16 protein-coding genes are annotated in these 19,306 nt (G+C 59.9%); 5 read left to right on the top strand and 11 right to left on the bottom strand.

The features are described 5' to 3' along the window. The coding region (locus ACILSE_RS22710) for a prenyltransferase/squalene oxidase repeat-containing protein (protein ID WP_395719734.1) at window positions 1-1,115 on the top strand (1,115 nt) is incomplete at its 5' end. Window positions 1,116-1,139: 24 nt separating this feature from the next. Here ACILSE_RS22710 and ACILSE_RS22705 read toward each other — a convergent pair. From ACILSE_RS22705 to ACILSE_RS22695, 3 genes are all read right to left on the bottom strand, one after another. Continuing rightward, entirely contained in the window at window positions 1,140-2,024 is an 885-nt protein-coding gene (locus tag ACILSE_RS22705; protein ID WP_395719733.1) for an N-acetylmuramoyl-L-alanine amidase-like domain-containing protein, read from the bottom strand. 8 nt (window positions 2,025-2,032) lie between these two features. Next, window positions 2,033-2,536, bottom strand: coding sequence for a TPM domain-containing protein (locus tag ACILSE_RS22700; RefSeq protein ID WP_395719732.1), 504 nt, complete (start codon window positions 2,534-2,536; stop codon window positions 2,033-2,035). A gap of 156 nt (window positions 2,537-2,692) precedes the next feature. Then, window positions 2,693-3,499 carry an SDR family NAD(P)-dependent oxidoreductase gene (locus ACILSE_RS22695; protein WP_395719731.1) on the bottom strand — a complete coding sequence of 269 codons (807 nt, stop codon included), beginning with the start codon at window positions 3,497-3,499 and terminating at the stop codon, window positions 2,693-2,695. Between the two features lie 30 nt (window positions 3,500-3,529). On the opposite strand from ACILSE_RS22695, the gene ACILSE_RS22690 reads away from it, so the two are divergent. After that, the gene (locus ACILSE_RS22690) at window positions 3,530-3,889 is read left to right on the top strand and encodes a cupin domain-containing protein (RefSeq protein WP_395719730.1); all 360 of its coding nucleotides are present in this window, start codon (window positions 3,530-3,532) and stop codon (window positions 3,887-3,889) included. On the opposite strand, the gene ACILSE_RS22685 is transcribed toward ACILSE_RS22690, so the two are convergent. The 4 genes from ACILSE_RS22685 to ACILSE_RS22670 form a co-directional block, all read right to left on the bottom strand. Beyond that, window positions 3,807-5,210, bottom strand: a complete 1,404-nt coding sequence (locus ACILSE_RS22685; protein ID WP_395719729.1) for a recombinase family protein — start codon at window positions 5,208-5,210, stop codon at window positions 3,807-3,809. The two genes, ACILSE_RS22690 and ACILSE_RS22685, sit on opposite strands and share 83 nt — an antisense overlap. A gap of 107 nt (window positions 5,211-5,317) precedes the next feature. Then, window positions 5,318-5,587, bottom strand: coding sequence for a hypothetical protein (locus tag ACILSE_RS22680; protein WP_395719728.1), 270 nt, complete (start codon window positions 5,585-5,587; stop codon window positions 5,318-5,320). 123 nt (window positions 5,588-5,710) lie between these two features. Then, on the bottom strand, window positions 5,711-6,502 hold the full coding sequence (locus tag ACILSE_RS22675) for a hypothetical protein (protein ID WP_395719727.1): 792 nt from the start codon (window positions 6,500-6,502) through the stop codon (window positions 5,711-5,713). A 659-nt stretch (window positions 6,503-7,161) separates the two neighbouring features. After that, window positions 7,162-7,419: a helix-turn-helix domain-containing protein gene (locus ACILSE_RS22670; RefSeq protein ID WP_395719726.1), complete on the bottom strand. Its 258-nt coding sequence runs from the start codon at window positions 7,417-7,419 to the stop codon at window positions 7,162-7,164. A gap of 230 nt (window positions 7,420-7,649) precedes the next feature. On the opposite strand from ACILSE_RS22670, the gene ACILSE_RS22665 reads away from it, so the two are divergent. From ACILSE_RS22665 to ACILSE_RS22655, 3 genes are read left to right on the top strand one after another with little or no spacing between them, the layout of a single operon-like run. Further along, complete coding sequence (locus tag ACILSE_RS22665) at window positions 7,650-10,340, top strand: DEAD/DEAH box helicase family protein (RefSeq protein WP_395719725.1); 2,691 nt, start codon at window positions 7,650-7,652, stop codon at window positions 10,338-10,340. Beyond that, window positions 10,337-12,352, top strand: a complete 2,016-nt coding sequence (locus ACILSE_RS22660) for a site-specific DNA-methyltransferase (RefSeq protein ID WP_395719724.1) — start codon at window positions 10,337-10,339, stop codon at window positions 12,350-12,352. The genes ACILSE_RS22665 and ACILSE_RS22660 overlap by 4 nt, the downstream gene beginning before the upstream one ends. A 12-nt stretch (window positions 12,353-12,364) precedes the next feature. Beyond that, entirely contained in the window at window positions 12,365-12,934 is a 570-nt protein-coding gene (locus ACILSE_RS22655; RefSeq protein WP_395719723.1) for a hypothetical protein, read from the top strand. Between the two features lie 130 nt (window positions 12,935-13,064). Here the strand turns inward: ACILSE_RS22655 and ACILSE_RS22650 are convergent, their stop codons facing one another. From ACILSE_RS22650 to ACILSE_RS22635, 4 genes are all read right to left on the bottom strand, one after another. Next, a complete protein-coding gene (locus ACILSE_RS22650) occupies window positions 13,065-13,355 on the bottom strand; it encodes a hypothetical protein (RefSeq protein WP_395719722.1) in 291 nt (96 codons plus the stop codon). Window positions 13,356-13,663: 308 nt separating this feature from the next. Continuing rightward, window positions 13,664-16,429, bottom strand: a complete 2,766-nt coding sequence (locus ACILSE_RS22645; RefSeq protein WP_395719721.1) for a DUF1592 domain-containing protein — start codon at window positions 16,427-16,429, stop codon at window positions 13,664-13,666. Window position 16,430: 1 nt separating this feature from the next. Next, window positions 16,431-17,687, bottom strand: a complete 1,257-nt coding sequence (locus ACILSE_RS22640) for a DUF1552 domain-containing protein (protein WP_395719720.1) — start codon at window positions 17,685-17,687, stop codon at window positions 16,431-16,433. Window positions 17,688-17,698: 11 nt separating this feature from the next. Then, a complete protein-coding gene (locus ACILSE_RS22635) occupies window positions 17,699-19,294 on the bottom strand; it encodes a hypothetical protein (RefSeq protein ID WP_395719719.1) in 1,596 nt (531 codons plus the stop codon). Window positions 19,295-19,306: the final 12 nt, after the last annotated feature.

Genomic DNA, 19,306 nt, shown 5'->3' with positions numbered 1-19,306 from the left:
GGATGGGCGGAGCGGCGGGTTTTGTGACTTTGCCACCGTCGATGAGGAGCCGCTGCTCGACGCAGGAGCGCCTGGAGAAGCTGCGTCAGAATGGCGGCACGCCGGAGTGTGAGGCGGCGGTGAGCGCGTCGCTGGAGTGGCTGAAGGGCAAGCAGAACGCCGACGGCTCCTGGGGCCGCACCAACAAGTGTGCCATGACCGGTCTCGCGCTGCTGTGCTACCTGGGCCGCTGCGAGACGCCGGAGTCTCCGTTCTTTGGCGACAATGTGATGAAGGGCATCATGTTCCTCATCGAAACGCAGAAGGCGAACAAGAACAAGCTCTTCAGCCAGGGAACCAAAGGCAACGCGCCGGTGTACGAGCATGGCATCGCGACTTATGCGCTCGGAGAGATGTACACGCTGGCCCGTCTTGGCTCCAAGTCCCTTCCCGGCATGCGTGAAGCCTTTGAGCAAGGCGTGAAGATCATCATCGACAACCAGCAGGACAGCGGAAGCTGGGTCTATGATACTGAGACAGGTTTCTATGCCGGCAAAAAAAGCCGTGAGGACCTTTCCGTGGCCGGCTGGCAGTTCCAGGCGCTTAAGGCCGCCAAGAACACCAGCCTCAAGATTGATGGTCTTCACGGTGCCATCACCAAGATGACCAAATATCTCGAGGACAAACAGACCAAGGACGGTGGCTTTGGTAATGCCAACCGTGACGCCCACTACAACCAGTGGTCTCTCTCCGGTGTCGGCATCCTCGGCCTGCAGACGATGGCCAAGGGCAAGACCACACCCATCAAGAAAGGCATCAAGTTCCTGCGCGACTTCATCACCGCCGAACCGCTCGACTGGAACAAGAACTGCAATCTGTACTGCTGGTACTACTACACCCAGGCGTTCTTCCAGCAGGGCGGCGACGATTGGAAGTTCTACAACCAGCAGTTCCTCCCGCAGATCCTCAGCGCCCAGCAGCCCGATGGCTCCTTCAAACGCGGCCGACCCAACTGGCCCGCTGGAGACGCCGCGGATGAAATCTACCGCCAGTGCCTCTGCACTCTGCAACTCGAGGTGTTCTACCGCTATCTAAAGGTCGGTGACCGCGAAGAGGACTCGTTCTTCGACAAGTAAGGGGCCGGTGATGGGCGGGCGGTGTCAAACCGGCCTGCCCACGACGATCCCCGCGTGGCTTTTGAATGCATTCAGGTATTCGTGGACGGACTTGTCCACGATAACTCTTTTCTGAGTGGCTGACGCATGCATGAATCGGCACACGCCATCCTCCATGCGCACGGCCAGGCCGACATGTGAGCAGAACACATGCGGGCGGTTTGTCACAATGCCGAGAATGTCGCCGCTCCGGATGCGCGGCTCGCAGCCCGCCACCTGCGCCTTCGGTATGAAATCAAACGGCACGCGTTCCAATTGCTTCTCGATCCGGCTCAGGGCGGGCACCAGAGCGGGGTTCGCCTGCAGGTAACGATAGAGCCTTGGATTCAACGACATCTCGTCATTCGCCCGGCCTGTCAGCCGCACCAACGGTCCGACGCTGCCGGTCACATTGCGGATGTTTCCGCGCGCCGCGTTGTCCGTGAACCACTCATCCAGATAGTGAATGCGGTCCAGATAGTTTCCGTTGCAGACCCCGCCGCGATATCGCGTCCACTCAATCTGCTGCAGCAGGTCGGAGGGCGTGTAGCTGCGCTGCCTTTTCGCGATCATGCGCGCCAGACCGAGCGCGGTCTCGAAAAACGTCCAGCAATCCAGCCCGTTGAAGTTTGCAGAGGGGGATTCCACACGATCATCGATCTCCAGCGTCCATGCGACATACTTCGTCCCCCGCATCGCCAGCCCGAAGCGAGCCACGCGTTCGCCCATCGGCAGCCCGGCCCAGTTTTCCGCCAGAGCGCGGGCCACGATCTGTTGAAACCTGTCGGCTCCGATGAAAGTCGTGCTTTGCGGCAAAAATTCAGCGGCGGGCAGCAGCGCGGAACCCGTGCTCAACAGGCCAAGGTGAAGAATATGCCGGCGTTTCATCATGATGTGGGTCAGTAAAAGCTCTCCGCGAGGCCGACGGCCTCTTCTTCCGGCGCGCTGGCATCCAGCCATTGTGAATCCTCTGCCAGGCCGAATTGTTTCGGCACCTGGCGGCACAGTTCACACAGCTGCCGGTCCAGCTCCCGCGTGAAAGACTCGATGGCCTGCGCGTGGCGTCCGCGTTGCAGCGGTTGCAACGCCGCCTGCAGGCAGGATTGCAGCGGCACCTCCTGGATGAATGGTTCCAGTCCGTAGCCGACCATTGCGATCGCACGGTCCGTGTTCGTGTCGATCAGCAGCATCACCAGCCTGTTCTCCCCGCCTTTTTCGACCGCGCTGGAAAGTTGGCTGCGGTTGAAGATCCAGAACGCGTAAGGCACCAGCGGCGCCTGCTGCGGCACATCCATCAGCACCGCCGCGATGGCGAGTTGAGGGAACCGCCGCTCCACCTGCGCGATCACACGCATCACGCGCTGCCGGGCAAAAGATCCCAGCACTCCGGCGACATCCGCCACAGGGCCCTGCAACGCCGGAGCGATGCCAAATGCCCGGTCCGCCGCCTCCAGCGAAAAGCCACACTGCCGGCAGGCAGCGTCATTTTCCATCGCGGGGGCTCGGCAGGCAGGACAGCGCACGCGCGGACTCTAAATCCTTCCGCCGTGATCGCGCAATCATGATTCCTTTGCATGCCGTCGGCGCAATATCATGCGCATGAGCGAGCGCGGCATCAGACGAAAGACGCGCGAGGCGATGGAAACGCCGGTGCCGGGATAAACACAGCTTCTCGCCGTCCTCAGCGCATGCAGTGCCTCGCTCACCACCCTGGAGGGCGGGATGCGCAGCAGCTCCTGGCCCTCGCGGTTCGTATCCGTGCCGTCAGGCCTCCGCGCAGTCTTGCTGAAGTTAGTCGGCGTAGGTCCTGGGCACACGCAGGACACCGTGATGCTTTGCGGTGCCAACTCCACCGTCAGCGCCTCGGAAAAGCTCGTCACATATGCCTTCGATGCCCCATACACCGCGAGGTTCGGCATCGGCAGCGTGCCTGCCAGCGAGCTCACGTTCAGCACACCCGCCGGCTTTTCCAGACGCGGCAGCATCGCATGCGTCAGCATCGTCAGCGTCGTGATGTTCAACTCGATCTGCGCCCGCGTCTTGTCCGTGCTAGAGCTCGCAAAGCAGCCGTAATCACCCATCCCCGCGTTGTTGACAAGGAGGTTCGGCTTCAAACCGTTCGCATCGAGAAACTCCAGCACTGCGACACGGCCCGAATCCGTCGCTAGATCAGCCGCGCAGCAAAAAATCCGCGTTTTTTGCCCCGCCAGCCCCTTTTTAACCTCCTCCAGTGCATCAGCACGCCGCGCAACCAGCACGAGCAAGTCCGCATGCGGAGCCAGTTGCCGAGCAAACTCCGCGCCAAGCCCGGAAGAGGCTCCGGTGATGACCGCGCGGCAGTTTTCGAGAGGAAATCCATTCGCCATAAGTGAGGCCAGCAGTAACACAGTCCGCGCATGACCATCAACCCGCTTTCCGCGCAAACGCCCTTCACCACGAAAGACGGCAGCACCATCCGCAGCATCCTCGACCGCACGAACGCCCCAGTGCAGAACCAAAGCCTCGCTGAAGCCACCGTCCCCGTTGGCCAACCGACCGAACGCCACTATCACAAGCTCAGTGAGGAGTTTTACTTCATCCTCGAAGGGCAGGGGACCATGGAGATCGACGGCGAAGAGCGTCCTGTGGCTTCCGGCGACGCCATCCTCATTCCACCCGGAGCCTGGCATCAAATCACCGCCGCGCAGACCCTTCGATTCCTCTGCTGCTGCGCCCCGCCGTATTCGCACGAAGATACGTATTTTGCCAATTTGTGAATTCTTGATAGCTGGGAAGCTGCACGAGGTTGAACTCGATCTCGCCGTCCCCGACAACAATGGTTCTGACCATCAGTTCAGCTACACGTCGCTTTTCCTCCAAGGTCATTTCAGGCCAGCGGGAGTGCAGGTCGAGGGCTTCGGCTACCATCTGTTCACTTGAGAGGTTGTCGACCTTGAGAACATCGACCTCGGATTGAAGCCGGGCCAGTTCTTCATCGAGCTGGCTGCGTTGGTCGCTGAGGGGCTGGTTGAACTTCTTGAAGTCCTCAGCTCCGATGTTGCCGTCCAGGTAGAGTCGGAGCATGCGCTCGGTGTCCTGAGTCAGCTTCTCGGCTTCCTTTTGCCGTTGGGCGAGGAGAGTCTGCTTTTCCGAAAGGGCATTTCCCGCCTTCTTGAGGTAGGCTTGGACGTTCTCGGGTTTTACGAGGTAGCCTTTGACCTCCTCCATAAAAATCTCCTCCAAGTCCTGGCAGGCGATGTTGTTGCGGCACTTCTGGCAGGTGTATTTTGGGGTGCGCATCGGGACATACATCTTGGCTCCGCAGTGGCAGGTCACGAAGCCGCTGAAAATGTGCGCTGGCAGTTTGGATGGCCTGCGCTCGCGCTTCATGTAGCGGGCATCCAAATGGGCATTGCAGCGTTCCCATAGCTCGGCGGAGACGATGGCCTCCACTTCGTTGAAGATGTGCTCGCTCTCCGGTTTGTTGACGAGCTTCTTCCCGCCGTTGTTGGTGGTGTAGTTCCGGCGGTGGATTCCCTTGGGCGTAGGATCGCGAAGCTGGAAGCGGACGGCGGTGTCCGACCATTTCTTCTGGTTCCGGGTGCGGTATCCGCGCTGGTTGAGCATTCGGGCCACCGCTTTGATGCGCTTGTGCTCGTCAAACAGCTCGTAGATCAGCCGACGAATGGGGGCTTCCTCCGAGTTCACGACGAGCTTTTTGTCCTTCCACATATAGCCGTAGGGAGCCTTGCCACTGAGGGGCTTGCCCATCTTGGCCCGGACGAGGACCGAGCTTTTGATCCGGTCGGTGATCTCTTCGCGCTCCCATTGAGCCATACAGCCGACGAGGTTGAAAAAGAGCCGACCGGCTGGGGAACTGGTGTCGATGCTCTCGCTCAGAGAAACCAAGTCTGCCTGATGAACTTGGAAGAAGTCGCTGAACTCCATCAGCTCTTTCGCATTGCGGGTCAGGCGGGCAAGTTTCGAGAAAACAAGCGCCTGGATGTGCCCGCGCTTCACGTCGGCCATCATGCGCTTGGCTTCGGGATGCTCGGCGACACTTTTTCCGCTGACACCGGCGAGGTCATCGATTTCCATCACCTTTCAGCCGCGTGAGTTGGCATACATCTCGGCGCGAACGCGGTGATGCTCGGGGCTGTCTCCTTCGGCCTGCTCTACTGAAGACACGCGAATCCAGATGCCTTCTACCGCCGCAGCGCGTTGATCAGCTCATCCAGCTTGTCGAAGAGCATCTGCATCTGCCACTGCTGGTAGCTGCCATCGGCACTCTGGCCCATGGTGCCGACGCCGTTGCTGTTGGCGCTCGTTTGGGCCAAGGCGTTCGCGATGGCGTTGTTGAGGTCGTTGATCGTCGCCCGCTGCTGGATGTCAGCATTGAGCGAGGTCAGTTGGCTGCGCATCTCTGCCGATGAGTTCGGCGAGTTGTTCGCGGGTTTGGTGGGATCGAAGGGCATGGCGGTTCAAAAGACAATGAGACTCGGAGACTTGGAAAGGAGGAGACGGTGCCAAAGGCCGATGCGGGAGCGATGAGCCAGTCTCCTTGTCTCATCGTCTCCCCATCTCCTTGTCTGGCTTGGTCACGGGCTCACCGTCACCTTCACCACATCGGTCCAGTCGCCATTCGGCGTGCCTTTGTCCCAGAAGCGCATGCGGTATTCGCGCACCTCGGGTTGTCCTGCGACGAGAAGCGGGCGCTCGTCCATGTAGGGGCTTTCGGTGTCGATGCCCAGCAGCTCCCAGATGCCGGTGCCGCGCTTGCCTTCGATGTACACGCCCATGTGGCCGTATTTGGAGAAGGTCAGCTTCACGCACTGGCAGCCCGCGCCTTGCACGAGGTCCGCGCTGAATTTCGGCAGCGCCTTCTCGGTCGCTTCGCTGCCGATGATGCCCAGGTCGGTGCCGATGGCGTCGGTGTAGTTCGAGCTGAGCTTCATCTTCGCGATCAGGGCAAAGATGCGCGTGAGCACGCCGGGCGGCACCGCGGTGACGCCCGCAGGCAGCGCAGGGGTGACAAAGGTGGGCAGCACCACGTTGGCCGCGCCTTCCCCCGTGAGCACATCATCCACCGCATCCGTGGTGCTGGGGGAGAAGTTGCGCACGGCGCTGAGCCAGGTGCCGAGGACGTAGTTGCCGTATTTCGCGTCGTTCACGCTCGCGGTCACATCGCCCGCCGCCACGCCGAGCGTGGGGCCGTGGATGGGGAGTTTCACGCTGTAGTTGTCGAGCCAGTTCACCTGGTCGCCGATGCGGCTGGGGTAGTAGTTGGTGCGTTTCATTTTGGTGCGGTTGTTCGATGGTTTGGGTGGGTTGAAATAGTCGGACGGCTGGTCCCAAAAGCCGCTGTCCCAGGTGCTTTGGTCCCAGTTCATGGCGGTGAGGTTCGCGGTTCGCGGTTCCCTGTTCTCGGTTCTTGGTTCCTGGTGCTTGGTTGGGTGCCAGACCCGCGCCTCGCGGGGGGGTCAGTCCCGGCTGCGGGGTCTTCCCTCCGCGCGGCGGGGTCTTCCCTCCGGGAAAGGGGGCGGCACCCCGGACGATGGCTGGAGCACCCCGCGCTGGGGAGGGGCGTCCCTCCGGCGGCGATGGAGCACCCCGCCGGGCGGAGCGGCGTCCCTGCGGCGGACGGGGTCTTCCCTCCGCCGGGGATGGGGCACCCCGCGCCGTCCATGGACCACCCCGGACGCCGGAGGGAGCACCCCGGACGAAATGGGGCGGCCCATTTGGAGGCCAAAAGCGGCGAAAACCGGTCGAAAAGCGCCTTTGGGCCCTCGAAATCGCCTCCCAAGGGCGAAAACAGCCCGTTGGGGGCGCTCAGGCGGCTGCGGGTTGGAAAACAGAGCATCATGGCAGGATGGGTTCGATTTCGCCGCCCATTCTCTGCCCACGCCCGAAAACCCGTTAGCCAAAAGGATTTGGCTAGCCCGAGGCCAGACTTGGAAATCGGGAGAAAGGCCAGACTTGGAGACTCCTCGTCTCCTCGTCTCCAAGTCTCCAAGTCTCCAAGTCTCCAAGTCTCCAAGTCTCCTCCTCTTCAGTCCTTCCGCCTCTCCGCTGCGGCTACCAGCTCCGAGTAAGTCGTGCCAAAGCGCACGGCGATGCGCATCAGCGTGCCGCTCCACGCCCCGTTCGGGCACAGGCCCTGCTCGATGTTCAGGATCGTCTGGTCGGTCACGCCTGCGGCCTTGGCGAGTGTGTAGGCGCTCAGCCCCAACGCCTCACGCCGCTCCCTGACTTCTGCCCCGATGCGTTGGTTGAGCGAGCGAACGTAGTCATCAGCCGAAGCAGGCATGGCACCGCCCCGTGAAGGGGACCCGTGCAGGTTGCTCTCAAACGCCCCGCTTCACTCCGGCCACCCGGCACGGCGATGAGGCGATTCGAGGTGCGGATTGTGCCGGAATTGCCCGCGTTTTGGCAATGGTTTTTTCGCGGTAAGATCGCTTACGAAGGTAAAAATTGTGACAGCGGCTTAGAAGTGCTTCACGTTGCTGGATGGCACATGCCAACCCCTGACCTCAAACCATGCAGATTGACCTCGAAGACTTGGAATACCAACGCCGTGCCATCGCGGCGGTTGTTGGCGTGCTCAATGGGCAGGTGAAGAACACTTTTGATAACTCAAACCTCTTCGGCATTCAGGCCAATATCACCGACCTCACGCCCGAGCAGCTTCTTGAAAACAAGAAGGTCATCCTGACGGAGAATGGCATTTCCGAGGAGGAAGCCAAACTCTGTCCTGATCCTGACATCTGCATTGAGATGGAGACGGGCACCGGAAAGACGCTGGTCTATCTCCGCACCGCCTACGAGCTGCACAAAGAATATCAGCTCACGAAGTTCATCATCCTCGTCCCTTCCATCGCCATTAAAGAAGGCGTGCTTCAATCAGTCGAGGACTTCAAAAAGCCCTTGGCTGACCGCTACGGCTTTACGCCTGCCTGCTTCGAGTATGACAGTAGCAAGCTATCCCGCCTGAAGCACTTCATTGAGGACACGCAGCCGCAGATCATGGTGATGACCATCCAGTCCATCACTTCCGATGACCGCATCATCAATCAGCAAGGCCGAGACGACTCCTTCATGGGCCTCACCTTCCTCCAGGCTCTCGGCAAGTGCCGCCCCGTCATCATCATGGACGAGCCGCAGGAAGGCATGGACACGGACAACGCCGTCGCCCGCCTCGCCACGCTTGATCCGCTGGTGAAGCTCCGCTACTCCGCCACGCATAAGGTGGTGAAAAACCTCCTTTATCGCCTCACGCCCTTCGACGCCTACCGAGACGGGCTGGTGAAGAAGATCGAAGTCCTCTCCGTGGCCGAGAAGAACGACGAAGCCACGCTTAAAATCGAGTTCTCTGACGTGCAGGCCAAGCCCACCGGCATCAAGGCCAAGCTCAGTGTCTGGCGGCAGAATGGCGATGGATTCAAATGGAAGGACACCAACTGGCTGAAAGCTGGGGATAACCTCGGTGACAAATCCGGCAACATCAGTTACCGCGACTACACCATCGAGCGCATCTGGAAGAGCCTGCATGACCAGAAGCACCACCTCAAGTTCTCCAACGGCGTCGAACTCATCCTCAAGGAGCGCAATGGCGACGTATCCGGCCTGTTCCGCCAGCAGCTCCAGTGGCTCATCCGCCGCCACTTCCAAAAGAAACCCATCCTCGCCGCGCAGGGCATCAAGTGCCTCTCGCTCATCTTCATCGACAAGGTGGACAACTACGTCCGCGATCAGGGTCTCATCCGTATCCTCTTCCGTGAGGAATACGCCGCGCTTCACCGCGAGTTCTACAAGACTGAAGCCACCGCCGCTCAGATCGAGGAATGCCAAGGCTACTATTTCGCCAAAACCGGCGGTGATGAATACACCGACAGCGAAAACGCCATGCTCAAGAACAAGAAGATCTTTGACGAGATCCTCCGCGACAAACGCGCCCTGCTGGACATGGCCAATCCCCGCGAGTTCATCTTCTCCCACTCCGCCCTCGGAGTGGGCTGGGACAATCCCAACATCTTCAACATTGCCACGCTCAATGAATCCTACAGCGACGTGAAGAAACGCCAGGAACTCGGGCGCGGCCTGCGCATCTGCCGCAATCAAACGGGACAGCGCATCTATGATGCTCCCGATGTGAAGGAAGGAGATGAAACCAACCTCCTCACCATCGTCCCCAACGAAACCTACGAGACCTTTGCCGCGCAGTATCAGGAGCAGATCAAGGACATCTACGGCACCGGCACCGCCGCCAGCCCGCTGCGGAAGAAGCACAAAGGCGCAGATGCCAAAAACAAGATCACCCGCACCAAGCATTTCGAGTCCGCTGCCTTCAAAGCCTTCTGGCAGCGGCTCGCCCGCAAGACGGACTACACGGTGGCCTTTGATGAGGAGCAAGTGGTCGCTCGCTCCATCGAAGCACTGAACAAGCTCGTCATCGGCGACTACGAGGCGGAAGTCGTGCTCACCCGCATCAAGAGCGTTTCCGCCCAATCCATCGGCAGCGAGGAGATGGGCCGCGAGACAGAGAAGCTCCGCGCCATGTTTACCCCCTTTGATTTGGTGGAGGAACTCAGCGAGAACACCGCCCTCTCTTACCCGACCGCGTATGAGATCGTCAGCGGCATCGAAAACTTCGCCGCCGCTGCCAAGAATCCTCCCAAGTTCCTGGCCGCTGCCTGTGCGCTCATCCGCGACATCGAGCTGGACGAGATGCTTCGCACCCTCAGCTACCACCCCACGGGTGACAGCATTCCTCTCACTGAGTTTGAGACCGTGATCGAGACTTTCCTGCCTGTGGAGCACACTCCGAACCGGGGCGTTTACGACGGCGTGCCCTACAGCAGCAGCATTGAGCGTGGGTTCACGAAATCCGCCGAGGCTGACAACGAAGTCGTGTGCTTCCTGAAGCTGCCGAAGTGCTACCGCATCCCCACCCCCATTGGCCAGTATTATGAGCCAGACTTCGGTCTCGTGCTGAAACGCCGTCACCTGCGGTCTGGCGATGAAAAAGAATATTACTTCGTCATCGAGACCAAGAGCACGAGCAACATCGACGACCGCAAAGCCCTCACCGACTCCGAGCGCTGGAAGATCAAGTGTGCGCTCAAGCACTTCGAAGCCCTCGGCATCGAGGCCAAGCTCGACTACCGCCCCTACATCGCGCCCGTGAAAGATTACCAGACCGACTTCAAATCCAAAGTTCCCCAACCATGAGCGAACCCGCCGAGAAACTCACCGACTACCTCCCGCTCAGCCCGGACCGCAACGCTGAGCGCCTCGCCACGCTGAAGCAGCTCTTCCCCGATCTCTTCACCAATGAAGGCAGGCTGAACGTGGATGAACTCAAGAAGGTCGTCGATCCCGCTCTCGTCTCCGAGACCGAGCGCTATGACTTCCGCTGGTATGGGAAGACCGCCAGCAAGCGCGAGGCCTTCACTCCCAGCCGCGCCGCACTCGTCTATGACAAAGCACGCTCCGTGAACCCCGAGAAGGCGGGCGGGAACATGATCATCGAGGGTGAGAACTTGGAAGTCCTCAAGCTCCTCTCCAGCGCCTACCGGGAGCGCATCAAGTGCATCTACATCGACCCGCCCTACAACACGGGGAAAGACTTCGTCTATTCCGACCGCTTCGCCGAAGGCCAAAAGCCCTACTGGGAGCAAACCGGCGTCACCGAGGACGGGGTGAAGGTGGACACCAACACCGACAGCGATGGCCGTTTCCACTCCAACTGGCTCTCAATGATGCACAGCCGATTGCTGGTGGCTCGGTATCTGTTGAAACCAGATGGAGTTATCTTTGTCAGCATTGATGACAATGAAGTGCAGAACATGCGGAGAGTCATGGACGAGGTGTTCGGCGAGGAAAACTTTGCAGGCGTCTTGGTCTGGCAGAAATCGAAGAAGGGTGATGCCAAGCTCGTCGCGCGTAACCATGAATACGCGGTCGTCTATGTGAGAGATCGCGAACACGCGTTGGATAACGGCGTATGGCGCAGGAAAAAGCCCGGCGTGGATGAGGTTCTCGCAAAGTATGACGAGATCCGCGCCAAGATGGGCGAGGAATCCCACGAAGCGATTCAAGAAGAAATCCGGGCATGGTATTCCTCGCTATCGAAGGCTGACCCGCGCCGCGCCCATCAGCATTACCGCTGGTCGGACAAGCGCGGATTGTATTTTGCCGCTGACTTCGCAGGACCGGATGACGGTCGCGAGTCTCGCCCTCGTCACGACATCATTCACCCGGTGACGAAGAAGCCCTGCGCGAAGCCATCCACGGGCTGGCGCTGGGATGAGGAGCGAACCACCGATGCGCTCGCACAAGACCCGCCACGTATTCACTTCGGCCCAGACGAGACGACGATTCCTTGCCGCAAGACCTACCTGTTCGAGGTGCAATCGGAACCATTCGCCTCGGTCTTCTATCGGGACGGACGCGCCGGAACGTTGGAAGTCGAATCACTCGTCGGCAAAGGGATGTTCGATTTTCCGAAGGATAAAGAAGTGCTTGGAGACTTCTTCGGGCTAACCACTCAGAAGAATGATCTCATCCTCGACTTCTTCGGCGGCAGCGGCACCACGGCGCAGGCCGTGATGGAACTCAACAAGGCCGATGGCGGCAATCGGCAGTTCATCTTAGTGCAGCTTCCTGAACTCACGGATGCCAGTTCCCCCGCGCACAAGGCGGGATTCAAAAAGATCAGCGACATCACCATCGAACGAGCGAAGCGCGTCATCGCCCGCGAGCAGAAGGCCGCCGCCGACCTGCTGCCCAATGATGAGAAGCGACAACTTGCCGACTCCCTCGGCTTCAAAGTCTTCAAGCTTGCCAAGTCCAACTTCCCCCGCGTGGAATACGCGCCAGACCCGGACAAGACGGAGGCGGAGAACATCGAAGCGCTGAAGCAATACATCCGGGACAAGGAAGCCACCTTCCACTTCCAATGGGAGCGGGAGACCGTGCTGGATGAAGTGCTCCTTAAAAATGGCTTCATGCTGGACTACACGCTGACGAAGCGCCCCGAGTTCAAGAAGAACGAGGTCTTCCTGGCCAAGAATGCGCACAAGGAAAGCCTCATCTGCCTGGATCAAAACCTGGACCCCGCCACCGTGGACCACTTCAAGAAGCATAAAGAGCACTTCTTTATCTGCCTGGAGCTAGCCCTGGACACCACCAAGAAGTGGAACCTCAAACACCACCTCGGCGACAAGCTGAAGGCCTTTTAACTCTTCACAGCTATGCCCAAAGCAAACAACGAGCACAAGTCACCGCTGGATCAAACATGGTTTGCTTTTCTGATGCTAGCCATCATTGCGGCTGCAATCGTGGGACTCTGGCTCAAGGTGCCTCAATGCCTCGGGGAAGGGTTGAAGCCCGCAGAGGATAAGGGAACCCACGGAGATAGCTTTGGTAGCGTGAACGCACTGTTCACAGGTCTCGCCTTTGCAGGCCTTGTGTTCAGCATCTTGCTGCAACAACGGCAGATACGCCTTCAACGCGCCGACTTCCTAAGCCAGCTTGAAGAGATGGAGGGTTCCAGGAAGACGGTGGAGGAACAAAACAGATTATTGGCGACTCAGAACCAACTCATGCGCGGACAAACCGAAGTCGCCATGCTCGAACTCGAAGCGCAAGCAATGCAGCTCGACGCCCAAGCTGATGAACTGGAGATCGTTCGCATGGGTGCTCACATGGGTGACAAGCCGACAGTAATGCTCGCGGCCATGCGAGCCCGTGCAGACCATCTCCGTCTCAAAGTAGGCGAACTGGAGAAACACATTCACAAAGCCGACCGTGCAATCGGCTAGCCGTGCCTAGTTGAGTGATTGGTTTGGTAGTCACGCGCGGGAGCAAGATTGGGCGGGAGCGGTGCTCGATGTGGTCGAGGTAATGCCGAACGTGCCGGAGGTGTCGGCATGAGGGCTGAGGGCGCTGTCTTCAGCCCTGCCGCTGACGGTGAGCCAGATGGAGGGCGGCGAGCTTGGCATCCCAATCAATCTCACTGCCCTCGCCACGATCCAAGGAGTCAGCGGCTAACTGAATGTCACGTCGCAGACTTTCGAGTTTGATCTTGTCCGCCTCGCTGAGGTTCGAGAGGTCGGGTGCCGCTTCTTCGACCTGAAGCAACGGCAGGGGATACTCCTGCTGGAGATCGGTGAAAAGCTCCCGAACCTCATCCGGGGCGAGCTGGTCGATCTCTTGGCGGATACGTTCGACGGCGGGACTCATGAGGCATTCTTGTATTCAACGTGGCTCCGTCTGTCGAGTGCTGGCATGCGGGTCCGGGAAAAAAATAACCCCGCCCGAGTCCTGGCGGCGTGTCGGGCGGGGAGCAGATGAATAGGGTGAGAATGCCGCAGGCGCAGGAGCGAGTCAACGTGGGCTGTCGTCTGCCCTCACCGGATCGGTGAGCTGTCGGAGGGCCTCCAGCATGGCTTCCTGGGCTCCGGGCTCGCGTTTGGCACGCAGGCTGGCGGCAGGCGAGAGCAGGAGGGTGGTGGCGAGGCTGCATCGCTCATCATCATGAAGGCAAGGATCTACGGCTGCTGCATCAGCTCGTTGGTCGTGATGAGATGGATGAGTTCGCGAAGGGCGTAAGCTTTTGCTTTCCAGTCCGCTTGCAGTCGGCGGAGGGCGGGTTGGTCGGTGAAGCCGAGGGGGCGACCGAGGGCGTAGGTGAGGAGGCGATGGGCGAGGTTTTGCGCGAGGAGGTCAGGGTGCTTGGTGAGGTAGGCGCGGATGTCGGCGGGGTTGTTGACGGGTTGGCCGCGATACTCGCCGGTAGTGTCGATGGCGGCACCATTCGGGTAGGCGCTGCGGAAGTGGCCGATGGGATCGTAGGCTTCCATGGCGAAGCCTAGCGGATCGATCTTGGCATGGCAATCAGCGCAGGCCTGCACGTTGCGATGTTTCTCCAACTGCTGGCGAATGGTGGTGGCTCCGCGGATGTCGGGCTCGATGGGCGGCACATCCGGCGGTGGCGGGCTGGGCGGTGTGCCGAAGAGCTTCTCCAGCAACCACACGCCGCGCTTCACGGGTGAGGTCTCGACGCCGTTGGCGGTGATGGTGAGGATGCTGGCTTGGCCGAGCAATCCACGCCTTGGTGAATCGGCAGGCAGGCTGACGCGCAAGAGGCCAGACGGGGAGACGGTGGGATGGGGAGACAATGAGACAATGAGAGAGGGAGATGGGGAGACAGGGTTGCTATCGCTCGGGCCAAGATCTTTGGGGCTGGTTGTCTCATTGTCTCCTTGTCTGATTGTCTCATTGTCGTCTCGTTTCCCGAGTTGTTCCTCAAATGCCTGATCCATTCCATAGAGCCTCGCGAGTCCGGCATTGAGATAGGTGAAATCGGCATCGACGAGCGCGGTGACGGGTTTGTTCGTGCGGATGAGTTCGGCGATGAAGCGCCAGGTTTCTTCCCGCATCGCGGGCTCCAATCGGTCGATGTGATAGGCGGGAAAGGTTTCTTTCGAGGGCGGCATGGTGCCGAGTTTGTTCAAGCCGAGCCACTGCTCTGTGAAGAGGCGCAGGAAACGATCCCCGCGTGGCGAATCGAGCAGGCGGTCGGTGACGGTGATGATGGCTTTAGTATCGAGAGCGCCTTTGGTCGCAATCGAGCGCAGGGTGTCATCCGGCGGACCAGCGGTGAGGAAGTAGGAGAGGCGGGTGGCGATTTGATGAGGCGACAATGAGACAATGGGATGGGGAGAGGGGGAGACAGGTTGGCCGTTGGTCTCCTTGTCTGATTGTCCCCCTGTCTGATTGTCCTCAGTGAACTCGGTAAGAAACAAAAACTCCGAGGAACAAAGCAGCGCTTTGAAGACAGGCCGCGCGGCGTCGGCGAATCGTGTCTTGCCATCGAGACGCTTTTGCACGGCGCTTGCATACGGGGCGATGTCTTCACCCGTCACCTCGTGACGGAAGAGTCGGCTGGCGAGAGCTTGCAGTTCGGTTTGCAGGCGCTCGGGCTCGATCTGTTTTTCATCTGGCGCGATCTTCGCGAACAGCAGAGTGCGGGCGGGATGCGGTTTGTCATCGCGCATGGGGCCGGTGACTTGCCAGTAATGAACGCGCACCTCGGGGCCTTGGTAGAGGTGTCGGTAGAGCTTGTCGCGCTCCGCACGTAGGGCGAGATTTTCCCAGACGTGCCTCTCGATCTTCGGCACGCTGCGGTCGTATTTGTAGAGCTTAGTGGAGATGAAGTTGCCGCGTGTGCCCTTGGGAGGACCATCGATCCACGAGAGATAAGGCACAGTGCCGCGATCCAGCCAAATGCGGGCGCGGACGGTGATGTAGCGATCATCTGGTAGCTCGGTGGCGTGAATGATGTTCGGCGGGATGAGTCGCCAGCCATTGCCTTTCATGCCTTCGCCTTGTCGGCCGATGCCGAGTTGCATGGGTTGCGACTCGTCATAGTAGGACTTCATATCTTTGTAGTAGGGTGCCATGCCTCCGAGCATGAGGTCCTTGCCATACGGGTGATGACGGTTCGCGGCGGTGGCTTCGACCTCGACCTCATACCAACCGGAATGCGGCACGCCGGTATCGCCCAAGCGGCTGAGGAAAAGCTTGCTGTCGAAGATCAGCTCCTGATTTCGTAGGCCGTGGCTAAGATGAATGTAGGCTGGACCCTTCGCTTTCTCTGCACTGATGACACCCAGCCCGAAGGCATCGTTGAGGCCGCGCATTTTGTCCGCGCTATCCTTCCATTGCTTGGCCTCGGGTTTGCCCTTCACGTCTGCGAGATCGTAAGCGTGATCCAGCACCGCATCGGCTGCCTTCAGATACTGCTCCAAATGATGCCGTGACGTGCGCAAGGCGGAGCCGATGTTGCGAAAGCCTTCCAGCTCCTCATCACCTGGGAAGCTGGTGGTGGGATCGAAGTCGCCATCGAACCCGAAGAGGTCCTGCATCGTATGCAAATACTCCGCACGGCTCAGCCGACGATGCACCACCTGCCCGCCTCGATCTTGAGCGCTGGTCTGTGCGTGAATGAGTTGCTCCTCGATCCAGGCGAGCAAAGCCCGGCGCTCATCGTCGGTGGGTTGCTTCTTCTTCGCAGGCGGCATCTCGCCGAGTTGAAGTTGATGCAGCACCTCCTGCCAGCGCTCCGCGATGGCAATGTCGGTGCCGACCTTCAAAGGCAGATCATCAAGCCGACGGTCACCCTTTTGCACATCGCCATCGTGGCAGTCGAGGCAATAGCGCGAAAGGAAGGCCTCGGGCTTGAGCGAGATTGTGTCCGCTGCGTGGAGCGTGCTGGACGCTAAGACGAGGAAAGTAAAAGGGCGAAAGCGCATACTACACCAGCAATTGATTGAGGTTTCCGCTGCTCGATCCGAACTTGTCGCGCTCGATGCCCATTTGCTGGAGCAGCGTGACGAAGAGATTGCAGAGCGGTGTCTGTTGGCGGCCATTCTTTGGGAAGAAGAGATGATGGCCGTGCTTGAAGCCTCCGCCAGCGAGCACCACGGGAAGGTTCGTGTTCGCGTGGGCGCTTGCATTGCCCATGCCACTGCCGAAGACCACGGTGGTGTTGTCCAGCAAGGAACTGCCACCGATGTCTTTCATGGCAGCGAGTCGCTCCAGGAAGTGATCCAGCTCCGCCATCAGCGCGGACTCGATGATGTGCAATTGCCTCAGCTTGTCCGGGTCCTGACCGCTGTGGGAGAGATCGTGATAGCCGCGATTGATGCCGGGGATGTTCGTCACGGGCAACGCACCGCCGATGTTCAGCGTGATGATGCGCGTGGCATCCGCCTGCAGCGCCAGCGCCGCGACATCGAAGTTCGCGCGCACACGGTCCATGCAGCCTTCATTTTTCCACTCAGGCTTTTGGCCAGCCGTCACAGGCAGTGGTTTGTCGAGCCACGCCATGTTCGAGGCGTTCGCTCGCTCGAAGTCCCGCATCGCTCCCATGAACTCCTCCATCTTCTCGCGATCCCATCGATCCAGATGCGGAGCCACGCGCTTGGCATCTTGAGCAATGAGCGAGAGCACCGATTCATTCTCCGACAACTCCGCACGCCGCGCCGCTGCTGCTGACTTGCGTTGCGGTTTGAAAAGCATGTCAAACGCGGTGCCTGGGTCCTCCAGCTTCGGCACCGCGATGCCTGAGCGCGTCCAAGAGATCGCATCACCTGCTCCGACACCAAGGCAAAGCGATGGAAACCGAGTCAGTCCACCGAGATGCTCCTCCGCGAGCTGGTCGAGCGTGACGCAGCCGTCTTTGAACCCCGCCGCCTGCTCGCGACGCACGCCACTGAGAAAAGCATGCACGCCATAGTGCCCGCCCTGCACGCCGGGATGCTCCAGTTGAGAGAACACGGTCATCTTCTTCCGCCAGCGCTCCAGAGGCTTGAGCAAAGGCGTCAGCTCCAGCTCAGGCCCATGTGTCGCCGGGAAGAACGACTCAGGTCGCACCCCGAAATCCAGCCCGATGCAAACCAGTCGCCGTGGAGCCTTCGATGCCTCCGCGCCATGTAGCGCGAGGTTCGAGAACCACGGAAAGGTGAGCGCAGTGCCGCTGAGAGTTTGGAGAAAGTGTCTTCGGTTCATGATGGGTGTTTTCATTTCGCGGATGCCCCTTGGGTTTTGGTAATCTTCGCCTCGCCGCTTTGATGAAGGGCTTTAGTGCTAGCAGGAATCGAGAGGTCACGGAGGTCGAGGGCTTCGATGGATCCGGCTTGATGATCGAGGACGTGCTCGAGGCCTTCAGCAACGACATCGGTGATCTTGAGACGTTGAATCTGCGGCTTTGAAGTGAGGTAGCCGACACCCTCAGGCCAGCCACGGCGGCCTTTGCCGGGAGGCGTCACGATGCCAGCCCGCGCATCCATGAAGGCTTTCAGCGCGGAGCGATCCATGGAGGTGCCGATCAAGGAACCAGCGGGCGCGGTGGCTTGCGGTCGTTGCACGACGACATCGCGCACTTGCAGCAAGGCGATGCGGCCATCAGCGCGGATGAGTGGCGTGTGGCCGATTTCCTTGCGCGGGTCATACACGTTCAAGCCGTCGATACGCAGCCGATCAATCTTCGCATCCGGCTGGATCCACACGAGCGGGCGGTCGTCCATGGGCGCGTGGCTGCTGATGTTCTTGAGCGTCACCTGCTCCATCTTGCCCGCGAACCAAAAGAGGAACGGCGGCACGTAGTCATAGGCGCGTGGACCGGCGGGGCGCAGGTCGATGTTTTCAAACTCCAGCCTTCCGATGTTGCCGCCCTCGCGGAGATAGGGCGTGATCCAGACGCCAAAGTCGCGGTAGGTGCCCTTCACGTTGCGGATCGAAACGCGATCCAGTCGCGAAGCACGCGAGAGGATGCGGATGACCTGGGCGCAGTCGTCGGCCTGAACGCCATCAATGTCCACATCACTCACAGGACCAATGCCAGCGGCACTGCCAAAGCGCTTCATGGATGCAGGATCACGACCGAACTTTCCCTCGCTGTCCCAATCACCCAGCAGGTCATCAATGTTCAACGCAATCATGTCATCCCAAGCGCGACCCTGCACATTGCGAATGCTCAGGAACTCGCCTGGTCCCTGAACGTGGATGCCGTCCTGATTCGACTGCTTCGGGATGTGATCGAGGTTGATGTAGATGTTCTCAAACACCACGCGCCGCCAGTTTGTGAGATACACCGCAAAGGTGCGCGAGTTGGTGATCGAGACATCGCGAAACAGCACCTGCTCCACGCCATGCAATGCAAAGGCGGTGGTCCAGCCGTGTTCCTTCGTCGTGTGTTCCTGGTGCTCAGCGTTGCCATTATAAGTGCCGCCGAGGAAGGAGAGATTTCGATCCGCCCGACCTTCCGGCTGCGGCCTCGCATTGGCGATGAGCGGGCGATTCGAGTTGTCCGCGAGGTAGAAGCCGCAGGCACGATTCAAGCATTCGATGGTCGTGTTGGAGTGAACCTTGAGTCCCGTGACAAGGATCGGGCCATCCACGATGAGCTTCAGCGTGCCAAGCTTTGGAGCCCGGTCGAGGATGCCCTGAATGAGTGCCGTGTCGTCGGTGCCGCCGCCTTTGGTCACGTCACTGTCGAGCCTCGCGCCCGCCTCGCTGGCGATGATGATGTGGGAGTCTTGAGATGGGGCGGCGTGCAGAGTGGCCAGCGGCGAGAGCAGCAGGGTGGCGAGAGTTAGAGTGAGGGGGCGTTTCATGCGATGAGGTGT

Source organism: Prosthecobacter sp. (assembly GCF_044236155.1).
Lineage (GTDB): Bacteria > Verrucomicrobiota > Verrucomicrobiia > Verrucomicrobiales > Verrucomicrobiaceae > Prosthecobacter.
This window is presented reverse-complemented; position numbering and strand designations above follow the sequence as displayed.